The organism is Paenibacillus sp. MSJ-34 (assembly GCF_018918005.1).
Classification (GTDB): Bacteria; Bacillota; Bacilli; order Paenibacillales; family Paenibacillaceae; genus MSJ-34.
Genome location: NZ_JAHLPR010000026.1, coordinates 1 through 14,162 on the forward strand (window position 1 = coordinate 1; position 14,162 = coordinate 14,162).

The window sequence follows — 14,162 nt, forward strand, 5'->3', positions numbered from 1 at the left end:
AAAGTCCAGTCCCAGATGAAATTTTCAAAGAACGAGCCTGGAAATTTCGAGGCCGTTTTCCATCCCCCTCAGGGGATGGAAACTAACCTATAAGAGCTTTCAAAAGATACTATACGAGGAGATATGAAAATGATGAAAGTATTATTCGTATGTTTGGGAAATATATGCCGTTCGCCGATGGCCGAAGCGATTTTCCGCGCCAAAGTCGAAGCGAAAGGGCTAAGCGGCGCGATCGCGGCGGATTCCGCCGGAACGGGAAGTTGGCATATCGGCAAGGAACCGCATGAGGGGACGCGCCGGATTCTGCGCAAGCATAGCATTTCTTATGAAGGAATGAAGGCGCGCAAATTGGAAAGTGCGGATTTTGCGAAGTTCGATTATATCGTCTGCATGGACGATTCGAACGTGAGCAACGTGCGCAGCATTCCGGGGGGCGAACGGCATCCGCAAATCGTGCGGATGATGGACTACGTACCTGAGCATCCGATGCGCGAAGTGCCGGATCCGTATTATACCGGTAATTTCGAGGAAACGTACGAATTGGTGAACGAAGGCTGCGAGCGATTGCTGCAGCATATTTGCGAACGCGAATCGCTGCAGCAGGAAGGCTGAGAGGAAGCGGTATCGGAAAGAAAGGCGGCAGGCAGAGGCGATCTGTCTGCCGCTTTTTGACGGCGATTGGCTTCTTATAGACTGTTGTTCGCTCAAAATTTGTAACGGAAATAGGAGACCATATGTGCAAAAAATCGGCCTTTTCGGATTGCAACGGATGTCAGCGCCCTTATTTGTCGTTTTGATAGCGAAAAATGAACAAATGGCCGCAAATTAGACTGGCGATGGCATTAAGCTAACGGGCAGGGATGATCTAACCGTTTGTACTAAGCGACAACAAGCGTTTTAGATTGTCATCAATAAAATTATTATCGGCAGTGTTGATTCCCCGCCCGGCAATATGGCCCCAGATCGAATCGATAGGATGAAAAACAGCATTAGGCATAAGGCTGGCCTCGTATTCGTTATCGTCCGCCGAGCAGAAAAGATCCGTGCTCCCTGGCATGACGCAGGCAAGTGCTTTAATGCTTCCCAGCGCTTTATCGAAATCTCCGTTATAGGAGGGGTTTGCGCTAATATCTGCATGTTGGCCTGTCCACAACATGGCCAATACATTGTGCGGATCTAGCTTCATAAAGGTATCTTCCCAGACGCCAGCGACAAAATCTTCCAATGAGTCATATCCCAGCTCACGATAAAGTTCCTCTCTGTAAAACGCCTGCGATAAGCCCCATCCCGCATAGACACGGCCAACGGCGCGCATGTCTGCAGAAGTCAACTGGCTTAGTTTGCTTGAATCGAAGCGGGCTGCAGCCATGAGCGGAGCTTTCATTCCTTCCAGAACCACATACGTATGGGGCCAAGTCTTGGCAACTCCGGCGAAAGGTGCAATTCGTTCTACCATTTCCGGATAACTTGCCCCCCATTGGAAAGCTTGAATGCCTCCCATGGACCATCCAACGACGAGAGCGATCTTTTGAATGCCGAATTTTTCGGCCACCAGTCGATGCTGTAATTTAACGTTGTCATAGATGGTTACCTGCGGAAAATTAGCCCGGTCGAATGGGGGAGGCGTGTTACTGGGAGACGAAGATAATCCGTTGCCCAGCAGATTTGGAACGATAATGAAATATTTTCGCGGATCTAGCGCCATGCCGTTTCCAATCAACCATTCGTTCTGAACATGCTGATCGCCAAAAGCCGTTGGATAGACGATGACATTATCTTTTTTTTCATTCAATCTTCCATAAGTCTTATAAGCAAGAAAAGCGCTCGGCAACGTCACTCCTGATTGCAGGGTCACGTCACCCAAATCAAAAATCTCATAATCCATCGTGTTGTCGCTCCCTTCAAAATGAAACCACATTTGAAATGTATTTCTTGTACTTAGTATAGGCCTGTGATATCCTCAATAAAAGTGAATGATATTCAAATTAGTATTCAATATTATTGAAAGTTAAAGGGGGATTGTATGATGGAATTGCGCCAACTGATTACGTTCCGCACGGTTGCATCCACTTTAAATTTCAGTCGGGCCGCGGAAGTGCTGAACTACGTCCCCTCCAACGTCACGATGCAAATAAAAGCATTGGAGGATGAGCTTGGTGTTCGCCTCTTCGACCGCTTGGGCAAGCAGCTTGTTATCACAACTGCGGGTAAACGCTTTTTAACTCATATCCAAGGCGTTCTAAATAAATTGGACGAAGCCCGCAGCGTCGTTCATGACGATGGGAATTTAAGCGGCACCCTAACGGTAAGTGCCAACGAGGTTCTTTGCGCCTATCGGCTTCCCGTAGTCTTTCGCCTATTTCGTTCGCGCCATCCGGGAGTTCGTCTCATCTTCCGCTCCGTTCCAAATCAAGAGCTCAAGCATACGCTCTTTGAGGGAACCGCGGATGTCGTCTTTATGTTGGACGAACCCATTCGCTCAAGCGGACTTGCGGTGGAGCCGTTGGTGGAAGAAACTTTCCGCTTTTTCGCCGCTCCGGACCATCCGCTCGCGAAACGAACAACACTAAAGCTGGAAGATTTTCACGAAGAAGTGTTCCTGACGAATGAAAAAGGTTGTACCTATCGAACCATGTTTGACCGGCAATTTGAGAAAGAGGGCATTGATAGTATTACGTATTTAGAGTTTCAAAATGCCGAAGCCATTAAACAATGTGCAATTACGGGAATCGGTATTGCCTTTCTTCCTGAAATAACAGCGAAAGCCGAAGTTGAACGGGGCGAGCTTGTTGCTCTTCCATGGCAAATTCCGGATTTGCACGTGCATACACAGATGTTATGGCATAAAGATAAGTGGCTCTCACCCATCATATTATCTTTCATAGAAGCAGCAAGGGAGGTTATCGCTGTGGCGGAGGAGAATTAGCCGTGCTGATGTGAATGGTAAAGATTTTTGGGAGTGTTGCGATTGGGAGGATATTTATTTGTATTACTTGCAGGGTTGGCGGCAGGGACAGTAAGTGGCGTTATAGGAACAGGCTCATCCATCATGTTATTGCCTGTTCTGGTATTTACATTTGGCCCAAAGCAAGCTGTACCCATCATGGCAGTCGCTGCTGTCATGGCCAATATTTCAAGGGTAATTGCCTGGTGGCGTGAAATCAATTGGAAGGCTTTTGCCGCATACTCCGTTACAGGCGTACCTGCCGCAGCGATGGGAGCTAGTACTTTGTGGGTATTGCCAGTGCATATTGTCGATATTGGACTGGGCATCTTTTTTCTGGCTATGATTCCTTTAAGGCATTGGCTTGATGCACGCAAAAAACATATTTCCTTATGGCAGCTTTCCATCGCCGGCGGATTTATCGGCTATTTGACCGGAATCGTCCTTTCAACCGGCCCTCTAAGCGTCCCGGCATTTACTTCCTATGGATTGATGAAAGGAGCATTTCTTTCTACGGAAGCTGCTAGTTCACTTGCACTTTATAGCAGCAAAGTTGTGACTTTCCAAGAGCTCGGAGCACTTCCGATCGAATTGATTTTACAGGGTGTTATGATAGGTGCCTCTCTCATGCTTGGCACGTTCGTCGCCAAGAGAATAGTGAAGCGTATGAGTATTGCCTCATTCCGATATGTATTGGATGGTCTCCTCTTATGTTCAGGTCTTTCGATGCTGTGGACTGCATTCGCTGTGTAATAAAACCATTGCTCAATAAAACAGCGGTAGTCTAGGACTTTCATTTCTCGTCCAATGCTGCCGCTGTTTTATTGGGGGTTGGGATTTACCGCAGGAAATAGGACAGCGCATCGGGCAATTGCTGCTGCCAGAAACCCCATAGATGCCGGCCGTCTTTTTCCAAGTAATGCAGATCGGCGTTCCTTCCGGCCAACAAATCCCGCGTCTTCCGGTTCAAGTCGACGAAATCGAAAACCCCGCGGTCGGTTTCGAAAGCCGTCTCTTGCAACCCGACGAGCATATACATGCGCAGCCAGGATAAATCGGCCGCGGCGGCGATCCGCTCCTGCGAAGCCGGATAGAATGCGCCGGACAGGGAGATGACGCGCCGGAACAGATCGGGATAATGAAGCGCGATATGAACCGAGACTGTCCCGCCCAGCGAATCTCCCGCGAGAATGCGTTCTGCGCCGGAGGAGCGGATCGGATATTTTGCCTCCATATAAGGGACCAGTTCTTCGGCAAAAAAGCGTACATAATCGGCAAAACGCTCTCCGTCCGGCGAATATTCCGAGGTGCGCTTCCGCTTGTCGACATCGGCGCCGACGATGATGAACGGTTCGATATCTTCATCCAAAATTAATTGATTCGCAATCGTGGCGATCCGGCCGAAATTGAAAAAATCCTCTCCGTCCTGGCAGTACACGACAGGATAACTGAGCAGTTCCTGATATCCCGGCGGCAAGTATACTCTGGCCGTTCGTTCTTCTTGAAGAAATCCGCTCGTCAACTCTTCTTTTATAATCGTACGTTTTAAATATCGTTCTTCCGTCATCATTTCCACCTTTTTCGTTTTATTTTTAGTCATTTAGGAAACTATAGGGATGATATCCTGTTCATTTCACAATTTATTCAAGTTTGTATTAAGCTGTTCTAGTCGATTTTTGTATACTGTTATACATACAAAAAAGAAAAATTATAGTTTTTCCACGATATATTTTGACCAAACTCTTATAACAGGTATATAATAATTCTATAACAGCGTAACATGAAATTCAAATTCATTAGAGGTGAAGAACATGAGCAAGCTTTCTTATGAAGTGCATGCGGATCCGGTTGAAGCTTTGTCCGTATTGTCTCCCGACGGAGAAATCATTAACAAAGCGAAAATGCCGAAACTCTCCGACGATCAGTTAAAAGAAATTATGTATCGCATGGTCTTTACAAGAACATGGGATGAGCGTGCCGTTAATTTAGGCCGCCAAGGTCGTCTCGGCTTTTACGCGCCTGTATCGGGACAAGAAGCGACCATGGTCGGCAGTGAATATGCTTTAAATAAAGAAGATTTCATTTGTCCGGGTTACCGCGACATGCCGCAAATCGTATGGCACGGTTTGCCGCTGTATCAAGCGTTCCTGTACTCCCGCGGCCATCAGCACGGCGGGCAAATTCCGGAAGGCGTCAACGTATTGATGCCGCAAATTATTATCGGCGCGCAAATTTTGCACGCGATGGGCATTGCAATGGGCTTCAAGCTGAAAAATCAAAAAAATGTAGCCATTACGTATACAGGCGACGGCGGTTCCTCCGAGGGCGACTTCTATGAAGGGTTGAACTTTGCCGGCGCATTTAATCTGCCTGTTATTTTCTTCGTGCAAAATAACGGTTATGCGATTACGACGCCGTTCGCCAAGCAAACGGCTGCTCAATCGATCGCGCATAAAGCGGTTGCGGCGGGCATTAAAGGCGTGCAGGTCGACGGAATGGACGTGCTTGCCGTGATTGCGGCGGTGCAAGAAGCGGCGGAACGCGCCCGGGGCGGCGAAGGAGCGACGCTGATCGAAGGGATTACGTACCGTTTCCGGCCGCACTCGATGGCGGACGATACGACGAAATACCGTACGAAAGAAGAAGAGGCGGAATGGAGCGTTCGCGATCCGCTCGTTCGTTTCGGCAAATATTTGGAGAAAAAAGGGCTTTGGTCGGAAGAAGAAACGGCCCGCGTAAAAGAAGAAGCGAAAGCGAAAGTGAACGAGCAAATCAAAAAAGCGGAAGCTACGGAAAAAATGACGGTAGCCGGTTTGATCGACAGCATGTTCGAGCATACGCCTCCTCATTTGGAAGAGCAAAAAGCGGATTTTCAATAAGGGGAAAAAGGAGGACAAACTACAATGGCACAAATGAATATGAAAGAAGCGATTCGCGACGCGATGCGCGTTGAATTGAAGAACGATCCGAACGTCGTCGTATTCGGGGAAGACGTAGGTCATGTCGGCGGCGTATTCCGCGCTACCGAAGGCTTGCAGAAAGAGTTCGGCGAAAATCGCGTATTCGATACGCCGCTGGCGGAATCCGCGATTGCGGGGATGGCCGTCGGTCTGGGAATTCAAGGTTTCCGCCCGGTAGCGGAAATTCAGTTTGTCGGCTTTATCTATGAAGCGCTGGATCAAATGTTCGTACAAGCGGCACGGATGCGTTATCGTTCCGGCGGCCGTTACCATAGCCCGATTGTATTCCGTACGCCGTTCGGCGGCGGGGTCAAAGCGGCGGAACTGCATACCGATTCGCTTGAAGGATTGGCGCTGCAAACGCCGGGAATTAAAGTCGTGATCCCTTCCAATCCTTACGATGCGAAAGGGCTGCTTATTTCCGCGATTCGCGACAACGACCCGGTCTTCTTCATGGAGCATTTGAACTTATATCATGCGTTCCGGGCGGAAGTGCCGGAAGACGCGTATACGGTAGAAATCGGCAAAGCGAACGTCGTGCGCGAAGGTGCGGACGTTACGATTCTCGCCTACGGCCTGATGGTGCATACGGCGCAAAAAGCGGCTGACGAAATCGAGAAAACGCGCGGCATCAAAGCGGAAGTCATCGACCTGCGCACATTAATGCCGCTCGATATCGAAACGATCGTCAAATCGATCAAGAAAACGAACCGCTGCATCGTCGTGCAAGAAGCGCAAAAAACGTCCGGCGCCGCTGCGGAAATTATTGCGCAAATCAACGAACACGCGATTCTGCACCTGGAAGCGCCGGTGCTTCGCGTTGCCGGACCGGATACGGTATATCCGTTCGCGCAAATCGAAGACCAATGGCTTCCTACGCCGGCACGGATCGTTGCGGCTCTCAATAAAGTATTGGATTTCTAATAAACTAGAACGAATAAGCATATGCTGACGAAGTATTCCTTCGGAAAACGTTAAGGAGGGTTTTGATCGTGGCGAAATTTGAATATCGTTTCCCGGAATTGGGCGAAGGCCTGCATGAAGGCGAAATTATTAAAATGCACATTAAACCGGGCGATACGGTCACTGACGAAGACATCATCATGGAAGTGCAAAACGATAAGGCGATCGTCGAAGTGCCTTGCCCGGTAAACGGCAAAGTGCTTGAAGTGTTGGCGAAAGACGGACAAGTATGCCATATGGGCGAAGTCGTCGCCATCATCGATGCGGAAGGGGATATTCCGGAACAAGCCGCTCCGGCGGAGGAGGCTCCCGCGCCTGCGGCGGCCGAACCGGCTCCGGCAGCACCGGCTGAAGCGACGGCAGCGGCTGCGCCTGCGGCAGTCAGCGCGAAGGAAGTGCTGGCAACGCCAAGCGTCCGCAAATTCGCGCGCGAGCAAGGCGTCAATATCGCCGAAGTGACCGGAACGGGCAAGAACGGCAAAATTACGCGCGAAGACGTGGAGCGATTCGCGCAAGGAGGCGCAGCAGCGCCTGCGGCAGCTCCGGCGGAACAAGCTGCGGAAGCGAAGGCCCCTGCTCAAGCGGCCGTTGTCGATGCGCGCGCCGAAGAAGAACGGGTACCGTTCAAAGGCATCCGCAAAGCCATCTCCAATGCGATGGTGAAATCCGCTTATACGGCGCCGCATGTTACGCATATGGACGAGGTGGACGTCACGGAATTGGTGGAATTCCGCACCCGCATGAAGCCGATCGCCGAGAAGAAAGGCATCAAAGTAACGTATTTGCCGTTTATCGTCAAAGCGCTCGTTGCGGCATGCCGCCAGTTCCCGGCCATGAACGCGATGATCGACGAGGAAAACAACGAGATCGTGTACAAAAAATATTACAATATCGGCATTGCGACCGATACGGACAACGGCTTGATCGTACCGGTCATTAAGGACGCCGACCGCCGCAGCATCTGGATGATCGCAAACGATATTAAAGATTTGGCGACTCGCGGCCGCGAAGGCAAGCTCGGCCCGAACGAAATGAAAGGCGGCACAATTACGATTACGAATATCGGTTCCGCCGGCGGCATGTTCTTCACGCCGATCATCAACTTCCCGGAAGTGGCCATTCTCGGTACCGGTCGCATCTCGGAAAAACCTGTCGTGAAAAACGGAGAAATCGTGGTGGCGCCGGTCATGGCACTTTCCTTAAGCTACGACCACCGCATCATCGACGGGGCGACAGCGCAAAACTTCCTGAACTACATCAAATCGTTGCTTGCTAATCCGGAATTGCTCGTTATGGAGGTGTAATCATGGTAGTAGGAGATGCTTCTTTAGATATTGACACATTGGTTATCGGTGCAGGTCCCGGCGGTTATGTCGCCGCGATCCGCGCCGCGCAATTGGGACAAAGCGTATTGATCGTCGACAAGTCGGATTGGGGCGGCGTTTGCTTGAACCGCGGCTGTATTCCGTCGAAGGCGCTCATTTCCGCGGCGCATCAATATGAATCGGCCAATCACGCCTCGCATTACGGAATTACAATGGATAATGTGAGAGTGGATTTTGCCAAAGTGCAGGAATTTAAACAGGGCGTCGTGAACAAGATGTCCGGCGGCGTGTCCGCTTTGCTCAAAGGGAACAAGGTGCAGATGTTCCAAGGCGAAGCGATGTTTATCAATGAAAACGAAGCGCGCGTGTTCAACGAACAGGAGTCGCCGCGCTACCGTTTCAAAAATTGCATCATCGCTACAGGTTCGCGTCCGATCGAATTGAAAGCATTCCCGTACGGCGGCCGCATTCTGTCCTCGACCGAGGCGCTCGAATTGCAAGAGTTGCCGAAAAGCATGATCGTGATCGGCGGCGGCTATATCGGGGCGGAATTAAGCCAAATGTTCGCGAAGTTCGGAACGAAAATTACGATCATCGAAGGCGCCGAAACGGTGCTGCCGGGCTTCGACAAAGAATTGACAAGACTCGTTCAGAAGAAAATGGAGAAAAGCGGGTTCGAAATTCATACAAGCGCCCAAGCGCAAAGCGCTACGCAAACCGAGAAAGACGTAACCGTGAAATTTACGGTAGGCGGGGAAGAGAAGGAAGTAACCGCCGAATACTTGCTCGTGACGGTCGGACGCCGCCCGAATACGGACGGCGAGCTCGGACTCGATCTGATCGGCATTAAAATGACGGATCGCGGCTTAATCGAAGTCGACAACCAAGGACGCACGAACATTCCGCATATTTTCGCGATTGGCGATATCGTTCCAGGCCTCGCGCTTGCGCATAAGGCGTCTTATGAAGGCAAAGTGGCGGCCGAAGCGATTGCCGGCATGCCTAGCGTCGTAGATTACAAATGTATTCCGGCGGTATGCTTCACCGATCCCGAATGCTCCAGCGTAGGTTATAACGAAGCGGAAGCGAAGGAGAAAGGATATAAAACGAAAGTCGGCAAATTCCCTTATGCGGGGAACGGCCGAGCCGTATCGCTGAACGGCGCAGACGGTTTCGTCAAAATCGTTGCCGATGCGGATACCGGACTTATCCTTGGCGGACAAATCGTCGGCATCGAGGCTTCCAACCTGATCTCCGAAATCGCCCTTGCCATCGAGATGGGAGCGACGCTCGAAGATATCGCTCTTACCATTCATGCGCATCCGACGCTCGGCGAGCTCGTTATGGAAGCTTCGGAAACGGCATTGGGCCATCCGATTCATACGATCGTAAGGTAATAAACGCGAATTTCAACACAGAGGGCTGCCCTTTCTCGTGCCGAACGAAGAAGGGGCAACCCCTTTTTTTTGCATACCGGATGCCGATGCGAAAGTGTGGAAAATTCCGCATCGTTCCGTTACAATAGAGAAGAGGTCTTGACGCGGCATGCGAAGACCTTTTTCTTTGTCTACGCTATAAAAGGGGGTTTTCGCATGGAAGCGCTGCAACCGAAAACGGTGGGCAGCTCGCGTTCGATTCTGACGCAGCTGGTCTTCCCGTCGGATACGAATATGCATGGCACGATGTTCGGCGGCAAAGTGATGGAGTATATCGACAAATTGGCTGCGATCGCTTGTATGCGCCATGCGCGCCGGCCGGTCGTGACCGCTTCGAGCGATCATCTGGATTTTATCGCTCCGATTCGCGTCGGGCAAGCGATCGAGATCGAAGCGTGCGTGACCTGGACGCATCGAAGCTCGATGGAAGCGTACGCGAAAGTATATGCGGAAGATTTACTGACCGGCGAACGCACACTGACCGTGACCGCTTTGCTTACTTTTGTAGCTTTGGACGAAAACGGCAAGCCGTCCCCGGTTCCCGCCGTTATTCCGGAGACGGAGGAAGAGATTCAATTGCATCGGTCCGCCATGGAGCGTTATGCGATGCGCAAAAAGCGGAGGTCGGCGGATTAGCCGGTTAACAGTTCGGGACCGGCATGGTACACTATCTGTATTGGTGATATTGAGAAACGGCAATGGAGGGTGCGCGAAAGATGAGCAGAAGCGAGCAACAATATATCGATTTGTTAAAGCATGTGTTGGAGCATGGGACGAGGAAAGACGATCGTACCGGTACGGGGACGGTATCCGTCTTCGGCTACCAGATGAGATTCGACTTGAACGAAGGGTTTCCGTTGCTCACGACCAAGAGAGTGCCGTTCAGGCTCATATCGAGCGAATTGCTCTGGTTCATTAAAGGGGATACGAATATTCGCTATTTGCTTCGGCATAACAACAATATATGGAACGAATGGGCTTTCAAAAGATGGGTCGAAAGTCCGCAATACGAAGGACCGGACATGACGAACTTCGGATTGCGCTCGCAGGAGGACCCGGAATTCAACCTGCTATACGAAGAACAGATGGAAAGCTTCAAGCGGCGCATATTGGAAGACGACGCGTTCGCCGCGCAGTTCGGCGAATTGGGCGACATATACGGCAAACAATGGAGAAACTGGAAAACGTCGCAAGGCGACACGATCGATCAGTTGCAAGGTGTGATCGATGCGATCAAGCGCAATCCCGATTCGCGAAGATTAATCGTTACCGCCTGGTCCCCGGAGGACGTTCCTTCGATGGCGCTTCCGCCTTGCCATACGCTGTTTCAGTTTTATGTCGCAAACGGCAAGCTGTCTTGCCAATTGTACCAAAGAAGCGGAGACATTTTCCTTGGCATCCCGTTCAACATCGCCAGCTATTCGCTCTTGACGCATATGATTGCGCATGAATGCGGATTGGATGTAGGGGAGTTCGTGCATACGCTCGGCGACGCGCATATATACGTCAATCATCTGGATCAGATTCATACCCAGCTTAGCCGCGAGCCGCGGGAGCTTCCGAAACTGCGGTTGAACGGTTCGATCAAGTCGGTGTTCGATTTTGACGTTCCGGATATCGAAATGGAAGGCTATAACCCGCATCCCGCCATTAAAGCGCCTGTAGCGGTATAAGCGAATACGGACATAGCAGAAGGGGACGATACGATGAGCATTTCTTTAATATGGGCGATGGACCGGAACAGAACGATCGGGGTCGATAACAAGCTTCCATGGCGTTTGCCGGCCGACATGGCCTATTTCAAACGGCAAACTTCCGGCAAAACGGTGCTGATGGGGCGCAAAACGTTCGAATCGATCGGCAAGCCTTTGCCGAACCGGACGAATGTCGTATTGACGCGAAGCCGCGATTTCAGGCATGAAGGCTGCACGATCGTAAGATCGTTGGAGGAAGCGCTGGCGCTGGCCGAGCGCGAGCCGCTCATGGTGATCGGAGGCGCGGAAATTTACCGTTTGCTGCTGCCTTACGCGGATCGCCTGCTTGTGACCGAGATCGATCATTCCTTTGCGGGAGGGGACGCCTTTTTCCCGGAATGGGACGAGGATGAGTGGCGGATCGTTGAGTCCGTTCCCGGGACGATAGACGAGAAGAATATATACCCGCATACGTTCGTCACTTACGAACGGGTGCGCGGCCGCAAGGAGCTGCCGCGGCAATGAAGACGTTAGTGATCGCCGAGAAGCCTGATATGGGGCGGAATATTGCCGCCGTGATCGAGCCGAAGGCGAAGAATAACCGGACGTACTTGGAAGGGGAGCGCTATATCGTTACGTGGGCGATCGGCCATCTGGTCGGGCTGGCGGAACCGGATTTATACGACGATAAATATAAAAAATGGAATTTTAACGATCTTCCGATTATTCCCGAACGGTTCCTCATCGTTCCGAATCCGAAAACGAAAGACCAATTGAAGACGATCGGCCAGTTGGCCAAGCGCTGCGACCTGATCGTCAACGCTTGCGATGCCGGGCGGGAAGGGCAATATATATTCGCCCTGATTCAACAGCATTTGAAGCTCCGCCAGCCGGTAAAGCGGCTATGGATTTCCGATTTGACCGCCGAGACGATCCGCCGCGGATTCGCCGAATTGCGCGACGGCGCGGAATTCGACAATTTGACCCGGGCGGCGCGCGCCAGAAGCGAAGCGGATTGGCTCATCGGCATGAACGCGTCGCGCGCTTTCACGACCAAGCATCGTACGCTGTTGTCGGTCGGAAGAGTGCAAACGCCCGTATTAACGTTGATCTATGATCGCCAGAAAGAGATTGAAGCGTTCGAGTCGTTAACTTTCTACGATTGTATCGCCCAATTCCAGCAGGAGAACACGACCTATCAAGGCACATGGCAGGGGGAACGAATTACGTCGCAGGAACAGGCGCAGCAGCTCGCGGCCAAGGTCGCCGGCAAGCCGGCGCGCATTGTCAATTACGAAGTGAAGGAAACGAAGGAATATCCGTATAAATTGTACGATTTGACGCTTTTGCAACGGGATGCGAACGCCAAATACGGCTTCTCCGCCAAAAAAACGTTGGATGTGGCGCAGGCGTTGTATGAAAAGCATAAAGTCATTACATACCCGCGTACGAACTCCAACTATGTTACCGAGCAAAACATCGACCCGATGCACAAAACGCTGCATATGCTGAAATCGACGGCGTACGGGCCGCTTGCCGAGGGGGCGGAGCGCTCGCGCGTGCATAAGAACAATAAGGCGGTCTGCAATCCCGCCAAGGTTGAAGATCATCACGCGATTTTGCCGACGCTGAAAAAAGCGGGCGCGTTAAGCGCAGACGAGCAAAAGGTATACGATTTGATCGTACGCCGGTTTTTGGCGCAATTCTATCCGCCTGCGGAGTATAAACAGCATGCGTTATGGACCGAAGTCGAGCAGGAAACGTTCAAAACGAATGTGAAGGAATTGCTGCTGCTCGGCTGGAAAGCGGTCATCGAAGAGCAGAAACCGGACAAGCCGAAAAAGCCGGCGGCCAAAAAAGAAGCCGAGGAAGAGGAAGCGGAACAACTGCTGCTCGTTCCCTTTCAGATCGATGCCAACGCGCCGACTGTTTGTACGGAAGCCGTCGCCAAAGAGAAATCGACCCAGCCTCCTAAAGCCTACACCGAAGGAACGCTGCTGAAAGCGATGGAAAGCGCCGGAAAGCAGATGGAGAACGAAGAATTGCGCGAAGCGATGAAGGATGCCGGACTGGGCACGCCGGCGACGCGTGCCGCGACGATCGAGCGATTGAAGCAGGTCGGCTATATTACGATGCAAGGCAAGCGGATTACGGTCACGCAAAAAGGCCGCACCGCCGTCGAATTGATCCGCCATGCTGGCATCGATCTGTTGACGTCTCCCGAAATGACAGGACAATGGGAAAGGCGGCTGCATCAAATTTCGAAAGGCGAGGCGTCGAACGAACGCTTTATGGAAAATGTAATAAAGTTCACGACATTAATTATTGATAAGGTTAAATATCAACGTCCGGCGGCGAAGGAAGCTTTCGCGGAAGGCGAGACGGATGTTTCGCGCAAGAAGAGCGGTTCCGCCAAGGGAACCCGAACGCAGCGGCGAAGCAAGGACGATGGGGAGCGGCACGCGGCCGCTGTTTCCGGGGCGCAGGGCGATACGGCGACGGACAAGCGGAGCGAGGAGCCGGCGCATTTCGGCGATTGCCCGCGTCCCGGCTGTGGCGGGCGCATCATTATGGGGCGGAAAGGCTATGGCTGCAACCGGTATCGGGAAGGCTGCAAATTTGTCATTTGGAAAGAGAGCTTCGGCAAACCGTTAACGGAGACGATGATCAAATCCTTGCTGCAGAAAGGCGTTACGCAGGCTCTGACGTTCAAGGAGGGCGACGGAAGCTCGTATAAGGCGAAACTGCGGATCGCCGATCCGAATACGGGCGAGCTGGCGTTGGAACGGCAGGAGTAATGGCAGGTCATGCATCGAATCTAAAAAAATGGCATCCAACGC

At 51.6% G+C, this 14,162-nt stretch carries 13 protein-coding genes; 11 read left to right on the plus strand and 2 right to left on the minus strand.

Features of this window, described 5'->3' with window-relative positions:
• Positions 1–129: 129 nt before the first annotated feature.
• Positions 130–612, plus strand: coding sequence for a low molecular weight protein-tyrosine-phosphatase (locus tag KQI79_RS14195; protein WP_216538914.1), 483 nt, complete (start codon positions 130–132; stop codon positions 610–612).
• A 253-nt stretch (positions 613–865) separates the two neighbouring features.
• On the opposite strand, the gene KQI79_RS14200 is transcribed toward KQI79_RS14195, so the two are convergent.
• Positions 866–1,885, minus strand: coding sequence for an alpha/beta fold hydrolase (locus KQI79_RS14200; RefSeq protein WP_216538915.1), 1,020 nt, complete (start codon positions 1,883–1,885; stop codon positions 866–868).
• A 141-nt stretch (positions 1,886–2,026) separates the two neighbouring features.
• Here KQI79_RS14200 and KQI79_RS14205 point away from each other — a divergent pair, with 141 nt between their 5' ends.
• Together KQI79_RS14205 and KQI79_RS14210 are read left to right on the plus strand one after the other, a co-directional pair.
• On the plus strand, positions 2,027–2,926 hold the full coding sequence (locus KQI79_RS14205; protein WP_216538989.1) for a LysR family transcriptional regulator: 900 nt from the start codon (positions 2,027–2,029) through the stop codon (positions 2,924–2,926).
• Between the two features lie 42 nt (positions 2,927–2,968).
• Positions 2,969–3,697: a sulfite exporter TauE/SafE family protein gene (locus KQI79_RS14210; RefSeq protein ID WP_216538916.1), complete on the plus strand. Its 729-nt coding sequence runs from the start codon at positions 2,969–2,971 to the stop codon at positions 3,695–3,697.
• Between the two features lie 85 nt (positions 3,698–3,782).
• Here KQI79_RS14210 and KQI79_RS14215 read toward each other — a convergent pair whose 3' ends face one another.
• Entirely contained in the window at positions 3,783–4,511 is a 729-nt protein-coding gene (locus tag KQI79_RS14215; RefSeq protein WP_216538990.1) for an alpha/beta hydrolase, read from the minus strand.
• Positions 4,512–4,755: 244 nt separating this feature from the next.
• Between KQI79_RS14215 and pdhA the strand changes: the two genes are divergently transcribed.
• The 8 genes from pdhA (at position 4,756) to KQI79_RS14255 (ending at position 14,120) form a co-directional block, all read left to right on the plus strand.
• Positions 4,756–5,823 (plus strand): pyruvate dehydrogenase (acetyl-transferring) E1 component subunit alpha, encoded by a 1,068-nt coding sequence (gene pdhA, locus KQI79_RS14220; RefSeq protein ID WP_216538917.1) that lies wholly within the window; start codon positions 4,756–4,758, stop codon positions 5,821–5,823.
• A gap of 24 nt (positions 5,824–5,847) precedes the next feature.
• Entirely contained in the window at positions 5,848–6,828 is a 981-nt protein-coding gene (locus KQI79_RS14225; RefSeq protein WP_216538918.1) for an alpha-ketoacid dehydrogenase subunit beta, read from the plus strand.
• A gap of 68 nt (positions 6,829–6,896) precedes the next feature.
• Positions 6,897–8,171, plus strand: coding sequence for a dihydrolipoamide acetyltransferase family protein (locus KQI79_RS14230; RefSeq protein WP_216538919.1), 1,275 nt, complete (start codon positions 6,897–6,899; stop codon positions 8,169–8,171).
• Positions 8,172–8,173: 2 nt separating this feature from the next.
• The gene (gene lpdA / locus KQI79_RS14235) at positions 8,174–9,589 is read left to right on the plus strand and encodes a dihydrolipoyl dehydrogenase (protein ID WP_216538920.1); all 1,416 of its coding nucleotides are present in this window, start codon (positions 8,174–8,176) and stop codon (positions 9,587–9,589) included.
• Between the two features lie 195 nt (positions 9,590–9,784).
• Positions 9,785–10,264, plus strand: coding sequence for an acyl-CoA thioesterase (locus tag KQI79_RS14240; protein ID WP_216538921.1), 480 nt, complete (start codon positions 9,785–9,787; stop codon positions 10,262–10,264).
• Positions 10,265–10,344: 80 nt separating this feature from the next.
• The gene (locus tag KQI79_RS14245) at positions 10,345–11,301 is read left to right on the plus strand and encodes a thymidylate synthase (protein WP_216538922.1); all 957 of its coding nucleotides are present in this window, start codon (positions 10,345–10,347) and stop codon (positions 11,299–11,301) included.
• A gap of 33 nt (positions 11,302–11,334) precedes the next feature.
• Positions 11,335–11,847 (plus strand): dihydrofolate reductase, encoded by a 513-nt coding sequence (locus tag KQI79_RS14250; protein ID WP_216538923.1) that lies wholly within the window; start codon positions 11,335–11,337, stop codon positions 11,845–11,847.
• On the plus strand, positions 11,844–14,120 hold the full coding sequence (locus KQI79_RS14255; RefSeq protein ID WP_216538924.1) for a type IA DNA topoisomerase: 2,277 nt from the start codon (positions 11,844–11,846) through the stop codon (positions 14,118–14,120). Before KQI79_RS14250 ends, KQI79_RS14255 begins: the two co-directional genes overlap by 4 nt.
• Positions 14,121–14,162: the final 42 nt, after the last annotated feature.